The sequence below is a fragment of the Plantactinospora mayteni genome (assembly GCF_016862935.1).
GTDB lineage: Bacteria > Actinomycetota > Actinomycetes > Mycobacteriales > Micromonosporaceae > Plantactinospora > Plantactinospora mayteni.
In genome coordinates this window covers 19,736-32,020 of the sequence record NZ_BONX01000050.1, presented here as the reverse complement: position 1 = coordinate 32,020, position 12,285 = coordinate 19,736, and the positions used below count along the sequence as shown (strand labels likewise).

At 67.3% G+C, this 12,285-nt stretch carries 10 protein-coding genes; 3 read left to right on the top strand and 7 right to left on the bottom strand.

The window, feature by feature from the left end; genetic code table 11:
- The first annotated feature begins 97 nt into the window (after positions 1–97).
- Positions 98–1,126, top strand: coding sequence for an HNH endonuclease (locus Pma05_RS33185; protein WP_203861462.1), 1,029 nt, complete (start codon positions 98–100; stop codon positions 1,124–1,126).
- A gap of 722 nt (positions 1,127–1,848) precedes the next feature.
- Here the strand turns inward: Pma05_RS33185 and Pma05_RS33180 are convergent.
- The 4 genes from Pma05_RS33180 to Pma05_RS33165 form a co-directional block, all read right to left on the bottom strand.
- Entirely contained in the window at positions 1,849–3,387 is a 1,539-nt protein-coding gene (locus Pma05_RS33180; RefSeq protein ID WP_239313631.1) for a tyrosine-type recombinase/integrase, read from the bottom strand.
- Positions 3,388–3,510: 123 nt separating this feature from the next.
- A complete protein-coding gene (locus tag Pma05_RS33175) occupies positions 3,511–4,482 on the bottom strand; it encodes a replication-relaxation family protein (protein ID WP_203861461.1) in 972 nt (323 codons plus the stop codon).
- 193 nt (positions 4,483–4,675) lie between these two features.
- The gene (locus Pma05_RS33170; protein WP_203861460.1) at positions 4,676–4,966 is read right to left on the bottom strand and encodes a helix-turn-helix domain-containing protein; all 291 of its coding nucleotides are present in this window, start codon (positions 4,964–4,966) and stop codon (positions 4,676–4,678) included.
- Positions 4,967–5,095: 129 nt separating this feature from the next.
- Entirely contained in the window at positions 5,096–6,007 is a 912-nt protein-coding gene (locus Pma05_RS33165; protein ID WP_203861459.1) for a replication-relaxation family protein, read from the bottom strand.
- 2,348 nt (positions 6,008–8,355) lie between these two features.
- On the opposite strand from Pma05_RS33165, the gene Pma05_RS33160 reads away from it, so the two are divergent.
- Together Pma05_RS33160 and Pma05_RS33155 are read left to right on the top strand one after the other, a co-directional pair.
- Complete coding sequence (locus Pma05_RS33160; RefSeq protein WP_203861458.1) at positions 8,356–8,826, top strand: hypothetical protein; 471 nt, start codon at positions 8,356–8,358, stop codon at positions 8,824–8,826.
- Between the two features lie 447 nt (positions 8,827–9,273).
- Positions 9,274–9,714, top strand: coding sequence for an NUDIX hydrolase (locus tag Pma05_RS33155; protein WP_203861523.1), 441 nt, complete (start codon positions 9,274–9,276; stop codon positions 9,712–9,714).
- On the opposite strand, the gene Pma05_RS44120 is transcribed toward Pma05_RS33155, so the two are convergent.
- The 3 genes from Pma05_RS44120 to Pma05_RS33140 form a co-directional block, all read right to left on the bottom strand.
- Entirely contained in the window at positions 9,680–10,144 is a 465-nt protein-coding gene (locus Pma05_RS44120) for a histidine phosphatase family protein (RefSeq protein ID WP_372441602.1), read from the bottom strand. The two genes, Pma05_RS33155 and Pma05_RS44120, sit on opposite strands and share 35 nt — an antisense overlap.
- 454 nt (positions 10,145–10,598) lie before the next feature.
- Positions 10,599–11,234: an L-threonylcarbamoyladenylate synthase gene (locus Pma05_RS33145; protein ID WP_203861456.1), complete on the bottom strand. Its 636-nt coding sequence runs from the start codon at positions 11,232–11,234 to the stop codon at positions 10,599–10,601.
- A gap of 287 nt (positions 11,235–11,521) precedes the next feature.
- Complete coding sequence (locus Pma05_RS33140; protein WP_203861455.1) at positions 11,522–12,265, bottom strand: phytanoyl-CoA dioxygenase family protein; 744 nt, start codon at positions 12,263–12,265, stop codon at positions 11,522–11,524.
- Positions 12,266–12,285: the final 20 nt, after the last annotated feature.

Here is a 12,285-nt window from a genome sequence, read left to right as displayed (position 1 = left end):
TCGCGAGTTTGCGGCGGGAGTGGTGGAATCGTCTGATTCGGGCACACTCCCGTTGGACACTGACAGTTGATTCACGGCGTACTAAGGGTGTCGGACCTTGGTCTTTGATTTTCGCGACTACGTCGAGATCCAGCCCAGCGCGGCGCGTGAGCAGTGGCGCTCGGTTGGGGCGCGTTCGCCCGTCGTCGCGGGGAGACAGGTCGCGTTCCTCCCGGTCGAGACGCTCACCTGCCTCGCGGCGAGTCTGTTGGTTAACCATCGCCGGTACGGGGGATCAACTGCGCATCGGGCGGCCGAACCTGTGCCGACTCTGGCGCGCCTGATCCGACGGCCGAACAGCAGTGTCCTAGCAAAGATGGCCAACCTCGACGGGAGTCGACGCAACGGCGCGAAACACGAGGTCGAGGTCGCGGCTCAGCTCCTGTGCGAGCCGGGGCGGCTCGGCGCAGTCTATCGGCTCGTCCTGAGGGCCGCGCGTGGCGTTGGTATCACGCCGGAGGCGTTGCCTGATTTCCTCGGGCTCGCTGACGATGACAGGGAATTGGTCCTAATCGGCCAGCGTGAGTTGGACGAGGTGGATGTCGCCGCCGCCGTGCGGCCGGCGGCGGCGGGGTGGTCGCGGGAGCGGACTGACCTTGAGGAACGGGTGACCGAGCGTCTCCTCATCGCCGCAGTGCGGATCGGTCAGCATCGGTTCGCAGGGGAGGTGCTCCGCAACCACGCGCACCGATGCGTGTTTTGTGGGTTGTCCGTCGACCTATCGGGCAGACGCGCAGCGCGGATGCTGGTCGCCAGCCACATCAAGCCGTGGCGAGTGAGCACGCACGCCGAACGACTCGACGCGCGCAACGGGCTGGCCGCCTGCCCGACCCATGATGTTGCATTCGACACCGGGCTGATGACCGTCAACGGCGGTTTGCGGATTCATCTCAAACCCGCGCTCGCGGCGGCTGTCCAGGCCGACCCGGCCGCGCGGGCCGCGTTTGGTCGTCCGCCGTTGGCGGAACGGCTTCTGCTGCCCGCCGCCGCCTCGCCGCCCCGGGAGAGGTATCTGCGATGGCACCACCAGCACGTCTTCGGCGAGATGATTCCGTCGACCGAGACCTGCGGGGATGGCCCGGACTGACTCGCATGAGAGTGATGCGCCGGACCCTGTGAGGCGAGGAATCCCTGGGTGGGACGCACGCGTCATGGGCGGCAAGGGCGATGGCAGATGGCCGTTCTGGAGGAGGACGCCACCCAGCCTTTGGCGGACGCGCTGACCGCTGTCCTACCGTGTGCCTCATCCTTTGTTGATGTTGGCATTCCGGCCCACGTGACCAGGCCCATCACGATGAAGGGCTCAATCCTTCGTCGGCGCGGGCACCCCCCGTCGATGACGGCCACCGCCGGAAGCTCACCGAGACCTTCGTTAGCTCGCCGTCGTTGAGTGGTCGGCCGGCAGGTGAGCCCGCCACCCAGTGGCGCAGCGGCTGGCCGCCATGGTCAGCGACGGGTTGGACATCGACTGCCTCATTGTGGCCGTGGGCTCCGGGGCGTCGCGGTAGGGGCCTCTGCGATCTTGCCGCTCAGCGGACGAGGTTGGGAGTTCACCAACGCGAGTCGACGGTGCACACCAAACACCCCCGATGTCCTCGGGTGGCGAACAGCCGGCGGAGGGGGCCGGCGTTGCGCACCGGCCCACCTCGCGGCTGCCCGCGATGATGTAACTCACTCCCGAATCGTGACCGCCGCCAGACGGCGAATCGTCGCACAAAATCGCACTCCATCTGGTGCCCCCCGTGGGCTGATTGTGGTCGGGCTGCCACCATTGATGCGCCCACGCCAAAGCTTGGTTGCTTTGGAGTATCAGGCGCTTCTACGGCGCTTCTTTTTGATTCTTTCGGCGACTGCGTCGGCGGCGTTGTGGTGGAGTTCTTTGGTGACGCTCTGATAGGTGTCGCGGGTCAGTGTGGTCGTGGTGTGGCCGAGTTGTTCGGAGACGACTTTGATGTCGATGCCGGCGTCGAGGGCGATGGTGGCGGCGCCGTGGCGGAGGTCGTGGAGGCGGATGGGTGGTAGTCCGGCTCGTCGGACGAGTTTGTTGAAGCGTTGGGTGACGAGGTTGGGGTGCCAGGGGTGTCCGTTGGGCCGGACGAAGAAGAGTCCGGTGTCGGGCCAGGCGGGGCCGGCTTTGAGGCGTTGGGCGGCGCGGCGTGCGCGGTAGGCGGTGAGGACGGTTGCGGTGTCGGCGTCGATGGTGAGGTCGCGGTTGCCGGCTCTGCTCTTGGGTGGTTTCTGTCGCGTCCGGTGGCCGTGGGTGGCGATTTGGTTGTTGATGGTGACCTCTCGTTTGTCGAGGCGGACTTCGGAGTCTCGTAGGCCGCAGGCTTCGCCGCGGCGGGGGCCGCGGTAGGCCATGAAGTGGAACAGCGGGTGTAGGTCGGGGTCGTGCTCGGCGGCGTGGTCGAGGAACTGGGCGAGGAGTTCGTCGGTCCAGACCATGACCGGGCCGGGGACCTTGCCGGTGGTTCTCCAGTGTTCGACGCGTTCGGGTTCCCAGACGATGGGGTGCGGGCGGTCGCCTCGGGTTTTCACGAGGGTGGCGGGGTTGGTGACGCCGACGATGATCTCTTCGGCGAGGGCGTCGTTGATGGCCTTTCGTAGCGTGGCGCGGATGAGTCGGCGGGTGGACGGGCCGCAGGGCCGGATGCCCTTGACGGTGGCCCGGACCTTCGGGTCGGGGCTTGTCTTGGCGGCGTGGACCTCGGCTGTGCGTTGTTCGATGGCGGCGAACATGTTCTTGATGTGGTGGGGGCGGAGTTTGTCGAGGGGGATGGTCCCGAGGTGGGGGATCAGGTAGTTACGGACGTGGGATTCGTAGCTGAGGATCGTGTTCTCGTCGATCTGGAGGCCGGTGAGCCAGGTCGTCAGGTGTTCAGCGACGGTGGGGGCGTCGGCGAGCGTGCCGCCGGTGCGTAGCCGTCGGCGGATCTCATCGGGGTCGGGTAGGGGGCCGCGGGTGTGGGCGACGTGTTGGAGCATGTCGCCGATCTCGACGCCGCGGGCGCGGTCGCGTCGGGCGAGGGCGAGCAGGGAGCGGGCCTGGTCGAGTTCGTCGGCGGCTTCGGTGCGGGCGTTGAAGCCTCCTCGGCGGAGTGGGCGGCGGCGGCCGTCGGTGGTTTTAGGGAGTTCGAGTTGGTAGTGCCAGTGGCCGTGGTCGGAACTCCACGAGCCGTTGGCGCGGCGGAGTTTGGGGCAATGGATGCCGATCAGCTTGCCGGTGTTGGTGTCGCGGCAGCTGCATCGTTTGAAGATTGATCCGTCAGGCATGGGATCGGAAAGCTCCTTGGTGAGGGGTTTGCTGGTTGTGGTGCTCGGGTGAGCAGCGGATTCGTTGACTGACATGGACGCGTGCCTTGCGGGTGGGATCAAGTCGTCACCCACGGCGCGGTCGTGGCTGGTGTCCGCTGGCGCCTCCCTGACCGCCTCGGCGATGGGCCGGGGCGGTCAGGGAGGCGGGTCTGGTTGTCAGCGGTGCGGCTGGTAGCTGTAGTCGCCGTCGGCGATGGCTTCGTCGCCGGGCCGCTCGGGGTCGTGGATGGGGTGTGGGGCGAGTGGCTCGACGTCGCCGCGGATCGGGTCGTCGGGCGGCCACAGCTGCCGGGTGTGTGGGAGTTCGGTCAGGGCGAGCCGGTGGCGTTCGCCGGTCGGCTGCCACACCGGGTCAGCAGGGTGGCCCTGTTCGGGGTTGCTGGTGGCGATGGTGAGCTGCCGCAGGTTGTGGCGGTTTAGGTGCCATCGCAGTTCGTCTTCGCGTTGCGGGTCGGCAGCCTGGAACAGCAGGGTCGTCAGGCCGGTGCGTTTCGCCAGCGGCGGGTAGGCGTGGACCCGGTCGGCGAGGGCGGCGGTGCCGATCCCGCCGGGGTCGGGTTCGAACCAGAAGCCGTGCCGGCCGCGGTTGTGGATGTACTCGCCGTGCCAGGTGGCACGCCGCTCAGGCCGGGTGACCATGGCGCAGGTGCGCGGTGACCACCAGGTACGCAGGTCGGTGCCGGGCTGGGTGCGGGCGCGTGTGGCGAGGTCGACGAAGAACTGGTTGGTGTGGAGCAGGCTGAGCAGGCTCGGGTGGACCCACAGTTGGTCGCGGGCGCGGTACACCCGGGCCGGGGTGACCCGGCCGGCGCCGTCCGGTTGGGTGATCTCGGCGCCGAGCGGGCCGAGGCACCACCAGGTGTCGAGGGCGTTGAGGTGGATGTTGGTGGGGAGGCGGTCGATCCAGCCGCGGCGGGCCAGGATCATGAGCCGTCGGGCGGCCGACGCCGGGGTGTCGGCGAAGCCGAGGTCGGTGAGTTGGGTGGTGGTCAGGGTCCGGTGTTCGGCGAGCATCTGGACGGACCACCGGTCACGGGGGTAGAGGCGGCCGAGTTCGGCGATGAACAGTTCCGCCGGGATCGGCCTGGTGGACGGGACGGTGAACTGAGGATGGTGTGGGGTCTTCACGACCTGTGCCTCCGGTAGGTGTGCCGCGGTTCGCGGCGGGGTTGGGACAGGGATCCCGCCGGGGGCGTCGTTGCCGTTCGGCGGGTGAAAATGGGTCCGCCGCCCGGCGCGGTGCGCGGGCGGCGGAGGCTGAGAGGGCTGGGCCGTCGGCCGGTGTCGGTGTCGACACCGCCGGACGGGCGCGGGTTGCGTACTACGGTGGCGGGCCGTCGGCCCGCCTTGGTGCTGTCGGCGTGAGGCCGAGGGCGGTGAGGATCGGGGCGACGGGTACCCGGTAGTGGGCGCCGGCGCGGATGACGGGTACGGGGAACGCGTTGCGTTTGACCAGCCGGTAGGCGGTGGCGATGGAGAGGTTGAAGATCTGGGCGGCGGTTGTCAGGTCGGTGCTGACGCCGAGGGCGTGGATCGTTTCGGCGTCCCAGACCGGGCTGGCGTCATCAGTTCCGGTGGAAGGGCGGGTACGGCTTGTTCGTCGGGTGGTCACAGGTAGCTCCTATGGAGAAGGGGTGAGCGGGGGTGTGCTCGAGGTCGTATGCCGTGGCGCCTCCCTCCGTCCGGGGCGGTGACGGTCATCGGCCACGCGACGGAACCGTGCGTCGGCGATGTTGACCGGTCAGATTGAGCTCGATGGGGACACGATCGAGTCGGGCCCGTGCTCGGGCTCTTCGAGGTAAGGGAGCGCGTCGGCGAGGCCGGCCAGGGTGACCAGGCCGTGGTGGCGGTGGAGCCACCACAACGGGCCGGCGGGGCTGCTGCCCGCACGGTCGGCGTGGTCACGGCTCGCGGTCGCGACCGGAACGAGCAGGGCCTCGCCGGCCAGGCGCTGGTGGAGGTGGTGGGCGCGCTCGGCGGAGTGGAGCCAGAACAGCACGGGCCAGCGGGGGCCACGGTGTTTGGCCATCAGGTGGTAGCCGGCGAGTTTGCGTACGAGTTCGGTCAGTGGCTCGGTGCCGGTGTCGTACTCGAGGAAGAACGGCACCCGGTGGTTGTCGGCGCGCCAGACGGCGTGCCCGTCGGGGTGGATGGGCGCGGGGTGGCCGCCTAGTTCGATCAGGGCGTCGGGGCCGGCGAGGGCGCCGGGTTCGCGGCACCGCGTTTCCGACCACCACCGTTGCAGTTCGTGGTCGGGATGGGTGCGGGCGTGGCCGGCGAGGTCGGTGAAGAACTCGTTGACCCCGAGCTGGTGGGCCAGGACGCGGGCGACGGTCCAGCGGCGGCGTCGGGCCTTCGTCTGGCTGGGGCGGGGCGGCGGCTGGTCTCGTTGGGCGGCGACGATCTCGGCGCCGAGCTGGTCGAGGACGTAGTGGTACGGGTAGGTGCCGCCGTCGGTCTTGAGCGGGCGGAACCGGTCGACGACGCCGACGTTTCGTAGCCGGCGGAGCCGGCGTTGGGCGAAGTCCAGCGACGGGAACAGGGCGTGGGCGATCTGGGGCGTGGTCAGTACGCCGTGGTCGGCCAGCCAGTCCAGGAGTAGGTAGTCGCGGGCGATCAGCGTGGACTGCACACGTAGAACCTGGTCAGACACTGTTTTCTCTTTCTGCATGGATAGGGGAGGAGAGACCGGAAGGTCTCTCTGAGTCGAGGCGGGATCTGTCAACGGCGCGGCGTGCTGGGACGACAGGCACAGCCGCAGTCCGTGTCGGGGTCAGGTTCAAGAGCGACCCAGGAACGTGGGCAGACACCGACGGAAACACCGACCGCGGAACCGTCCCGGCACCGCCCGACCTGCAGCAGGGCCAGGGCGAGCAGGTATCGCTGGGGTGCCGGCACAGTGAGACGCTGCGGCCCGAGCGACCCGATCGGCCCTGGCCAGCATTGGAGATCCGCCGACGGTCGCCATGACGTCGCCTGCCCGGCGGTGACGGCGGCGCGGTGGATGAATCCCGGGATGACGGCGGCCGAATCGGCTCTCGCGCACAGGGCTGGACGGGCCCCGTGCCTGCCTGACCGTGCACCTTGTGGCCGCCCGCCGCCGTGGGGCGCTTGGCTGGTTCCGGCGTCGCCGCCACGCCCTCGTACCCAAACCGGTGTTTGTGTGCTCTGGCGAACACATGCCGATCTCACAGGCGCTCACAGCCGCTTACAGGGCGAACGCCGTCCGCGCGGCGGCTTGCTGGGAGAATCACCCTCCGTGTCGGTCAGGTTATCCGCCGCTGGACTGTGAGCGGGGCAGGGGTACGGATGCGATGCTGATCGACCGGGCGGCCGACACGGTGGATGCCGCTCCGCGTCCATCCCCAACCGGTCCGGCCGGCTGCCCCTGCCACCATCTGTGCTCCGCATCGGGGCCGTTACCCGTCACCTCGAACAACGCTGTCGATCGAAAGGGGCACCTGCGGTGCGAGGATGGCGGACACGGCGATGTCCGTCGTCTGTCCGGCGCTGAGGACAACCACTTTCTGACATCGAGGATCGTGTCTGGACATGACATGGCACCGATGTCCATGACATCGCATGGCGTCGATGTCCGTGACATTGATTGACGTCGGTGTCACGGGTTGTCCGAGGGAGGTCGTGTCATCGACGTCTGTCTCCCGACATCGGATCCCCTGGCGCTTGTCAACGGAGATGACATCGATGCTCGACCGAGGTGGCCCCGACGACGCGGTGGTCGCCGATGTCGGTCTGCCCGGACGCGTTGACCGCCGGTACCGAGCGCCGGTCTCCGAGGGGTCCGCCAAGCTGCGTCCCCTGGCCTGGCGGGAGCGGCGGCGAGCCGGAGGATGCACCGTCGGTCCAGCTCACGGTCGTCCCCGTCAACGCAGGCTTTAGGCGAGGTGGGCGCCTTCGGCGCGCCGTCGTACGCCTCGGCGGATGCGTGGCCAAGGGCGCACCGCGGCCTTCGTGACGTCTCAGGGCCGCTGACAACTGTCATCGCCCGACCCGTGACAGTCATCGATGTCGTGGACGCCCGAGTGCCGCCGACAGTTTTGACATCGGTCAATATCTATTGACAGCCGGTAGGTCGCGAGTCCCGTGACATCGACGTAGATCGTTGACATGAGGGTGCTGTCAAAGGCGTCCGGAGGGGCGGACGCCCCCGGGATGCCGAATGACCGGCGTCGCGACGGCCGTCGCGGCCCGCCACCCCGATGTCACCGACCTTGCGTGCCCCGCGCCTGCCTCGGCGCCTCGGCGGGCCCCGGCCGAGGTCCGCGGCGACCGGCATCCGACCGCGCTGCTCCGCGTCTCCCACATCTACCAATCGGGCTTTGTCAGACGTAGCGAACACTTGCCGATCTGACACGATCTGACAACGCTGAGGACTCATCCGCTCAGGCCGCCACTGACAGACGCGTAGCGTAACCGCCGTCGGCGTATACGGTCTGTCAGGCCAGGTCAGGTGCCCGACTCGGACGCCGCCGCCCGTCACATCGGCTACCAAGAGTGATTCTCCTGGCGCCTGCCCGCAGGCGCCACCGGTCACACCGGTCTGCCGGGTTCTTTCGTGCTGCCGGCGTCGGGCCCGCCACCTTGTGAGAACGCTGTGAGCGCCCTGTCAGAAGCCGCCGGCCCGCCCGCAGGTGTAGGCCCTATGTAGCCGCTGTGATCTCTGACGGAACAGCTCAGACATAACAATTTATCCGCAATAGTCGATCTAAAAGATCAACTCCTGTGAGGGGTGGTGTGGTACGGGCCTTGCGGGCGGTTGCCGCTGTGAGACCCGTGTCAGATCGCCGAGTGTTCGCTACGTCTGACAAAGCCCGATTGGTAGATGCGGGAGACGACATCGGGCCGAACGCTCCGGACGACTTGATCCCCGGCAAGAGGTGAGCGTGGATCGTCCTGGCCGACGTCGAAGCCCGGCCGCAGTCCCGCCGATGCGGCCTCGACGACGGCCACGTTGATGTCGTCGACGCGAGGAGATCGAACATGGCCACCGGGAACACCGCCCTGGACCTCGGGAGCACCACCCACGACTTGGGCCAGAGCGTCCCGCAGGACGTCGTGGACGTACTGCTCTGGCGTATGGCCGCCAGAGTCATCGCCGTCCACCAGCCCCAGCCGGGACAGCCGACCCGATGCGTGAGCCTACTCTGCACTGGACAGCGCTACCCATGCCAGCCGGTACGCGCCGCCCACCGCGCGCAGCAGGTCAGCCGCCGCGTAGCGGCGGCAACGGCGAGACCCGAGGTGCAGGCGGCACGTCAGGTGCGGGTGTACGGTCGACCGGCCGAGCACTCGGCACGCCGCAGGTTCGCCGACTGGTACGCCGCCACCCGCTCCATGATCAACTCGCAGCGGATGAGGGGGCGGCCGTCCGTGCCGCTCTCCGTTCACGCGCCGTTGACCGTACTCGTGACGACAGATCCCGTTCCCATCCGCGGCCTGTCGACCGGTTGATCTCCACAACATCAACTGCGGGACCGGCTACGTTTCGGCATTGGTCTGCTGGACGACGGGGTTACGGTGCTGGACGAGCGGGAGTGCTTGAATCGGTGGCGGGTTGATCCGGCAGGGTCACCGGCGCGCTGCGGAGCGGCACGAGCGCGAACTCAGTGACGACGCGATGAGCTTCGGCGCCACCGCGTGGCCCACCTGTCCGACCTCGGCGAAATCACCTTCGACGGCATCGACGATGCTACGGGTCCGGCTCGAGGAAGAACTCGCTGGAGGTAAACGCTTCAGTTCTGCTCCGGTCGCGAAAGCACGGAATCTCCCGTCAATCATCTTCCTTTCCCCGCGACCAAGACGCTTTCGGTGGTACGTCTCGTTGTGCTGCTCAGTTGTGACCAGGTACCTTCACCCTGCTGTCAGTGAATCGTCCCGTGCGTGGATAGGGGGCAGGTCGTGCGTCAAATCATGCGTAGGTCGGTGCGGGCCATCCTTCTGGATGAGGACGACCGACTTGTGTTGATCAAGCGGACCAAGCCCGGCCAGGCTCCGTACTGGACAACGCCGGGTGGTGGGCTGGAGTCGACGGACGCGTCGCTGGAAGCAGCACTGCGCCGAGAGCTACGCGAAGAGCTCGGTGCCGAGGCAGACCGGTTTGCCCAGGTGTTTCTGTTCACCGCCCCTGATGGTGGGGGTGTTTCCGTCCAGCACTTCTTCGCTTGCCGGCTACTCCAGATGAACGAAGACGCGCGTACCGGGGAAGAGTTCGTCGATCCATCGCGTGGTGACTACCAGCTTGACCGGGTGGGGATCGACAAGCTGCCCGCAGTGGATCTCAAGCCGGACGTGCTGAAGGAGTTCATCATCTCCAACGAGGAGGCGCTGCTTTCGGTGTAGGGCAGGCTGGCCAGATCATTGCCGGCCGAGTGTGAAGTCTCGGGTTGCCTGGAATGTTTCTTGAGGGCTGCGAGCGCCTTGTAGGCATGCGGCCACGGCGGCAATGAAGACCGATGAGAGTCATGCCGTCCCGGGCAGCCTCGTCTCGGCCGCGCGATGCAGCTTTCATCGCGCCTCGCCGGAGCTCGGTCAGACTCTCCCCGCGTGGTAGAGCCGACTCCGGACGACGGAGACGCTCGCTGCGCCACGCCTGGTGCTCGCTCGGATAGTCGTCTGGGCCTACGCCGAGTACGCAGTCCGGGGCGAGCCACTCCGCGTAAAGCGGATCTGGCGGTGCGATCGGCGCGCCAAGGATTTCGGCCAGGATGCGGGCGCTCATCGTCGCCTGCGGGAGAGGGCTGGCGAGGACCACCTCTGGCTGATGTTCCAGTCGAGCAGCCGGCGGCCTGTGGTGACAAACTCGATGACCCCACGCATGGTCAGTGGCGTCTCGGGGCGGGCATGGGCGGTGGCGGCGGCAGAGGCCGTCGAGGCTGGTGCCGTAGCGGATCCAGAGAACGCGTTCCCCGACACAATCGCAGCACGACTACGACTACGGGCGTTCACCGGCTTCACCAGCCAGGGATAACCCGACGAGGTGCGGGGCGGGGGACCAGCCGTGTTCCCTACCCCCACCTAAGCTGATGTCTCGGGAGCAACACCGACGGGACAACGGTTGTTGGTCGCACGGGTCCAGTTCTGACCAAGATGCTCCTGGTAGACATTCTCGACCCGCCAGTCACCCGGAACCGCAAGCCCGACCCGTACGACGTTCCGCTGCTCGCGTTCGGTCCGCCGTCTCCGCCATCTGCTTAGCGACAGCGATGGATTAGGTAGCCCGGGTGTCATTCAACCGTCGGCAGTGTCGCCATGATCGCGCGGATGTGCACCGCGCCTTCGCGGACCAGTTCCGTTCGGTCGTCCGCGCAGCGCACGATCGTTAGATGGTTGGCGGTGGGGCAAACGCCGCCGTCGATCACGACCGACACGTCGGCTCCGGACTTCGCGACGAACTCCCGGACCTCGGCGAGGTTGATGGAGGGTCCGGGGGCGTTCGGGAGCGAGAGGTTGGCCGTCGTGGCGGCAACCAGACACGACGCTCGCGCCGCCAGGTCGCCCAAGACGCCGGAGGCATAGGTGACGAGAGCCTCCGGGCTGCCCACCATGTGGTACCGCGTTTCGTCTGCCGGCTCACGCCACGGGAGAAGCAACGCCAGCTCCCCTGGCCAAAACGAGTCAGCCAGCCGCTCCGCGTCCGTACTCAGGCGGAAGCGCTGCCGCACGGCGTCCATGGAACGCGCCACCAGAACCATGGACTTCTCGATTGGCCGCTGCTTGGCTGCGAAAATCCGGGCGCAGGCATCTACATTGCCCGCATCACAGCAGATCATGTACCACCGACTCGTTGGGATGACGACGAGATTGCCGGCCTCCACGGCCTGCATTGCGAGGTCGACCTCGGATGGGGCTACGACGCGCATGTGATCTCCGGTTGGCTGAGTTTTTCCATGGAAGAGGCTGCGCCAGTGGCGGGGCGTGTCCGGACGCGCCGCAGCCGGTCCAGCGGTGAGCTCGCCTGTCCGATCGCGGCCATCCCTCCGGGCACGATGCTCGTCGGCTCACAACTGAGGCATGGTTACTCAGGGCATGCGGTACAGCGGCCATCCGGTCGAGGGGCCGGACGACGAGCAGAGGCGTAGCGATTGTTCTTCAGCAGGGCTACGGGCACGACGTCATGGTCGCCCTGGCGCGTTCTTTCTTGTCCAGGTCAGACTGCAAATGACCGCAGCGGCGCATACTCCAGCCAAGGGTCGCGCAGCGCCTGGAGCCGCTGGTGGGCATGGCGGGTGTGCGCGACCCTGAAGTACGCCATCACGCGGGGTGCCGTTGACGAGTTTTGGCCAACGGCGTGCGGTACGAGGTGGTGCATCAGCAGCACATCTCCTGGTTGTCCGAGCAACGGTGTGCCCTCTTCGCCGTCGATGTGCGGTGGAACCTGATCGGTCATGCCTACCGACCACTCAGTGCTGAACCACTCCGCCATGCGTAGGTGCCCGCCAGGCACGTAGCGCAGCGCGCCGCTGTCGCGCTCGTTGACCTCGGACAGCACGATCCCGACCAGGAGTGTGAACGTCCGCAGCTCGGCCGGATCGAGATGAGGGCAGGACACTCCGTCTACATGCATGGCCTTCGCCGACTGGGTCACACCGGTGACCGCGTCGGGTACGCGAATCTGAATCTGGGTCGTCGAGACCGGCTGCGTGTCGGGAACCAGGGATTCGACAAGGTCTGCGACGCCGGATCGGTGGAACAGGGCAAGCACATCCGGGTGCGTTCCCAGTCCGGGTGCGAATGTTCGCTGCGTGTATGACTCGATAAGGTCTGGCTGAAGCTCCCGGCGGTACCAGTCATCAATCAACGAGCGCGCCCGGTTAACGAGATCAGAGGGTACGAAATTGCGCCGGATTATGGCGCCCTCCCGGACAAACTCGGCCATTTCCTGTTGCGTCATAGCGGGCATATAAGCCTCCG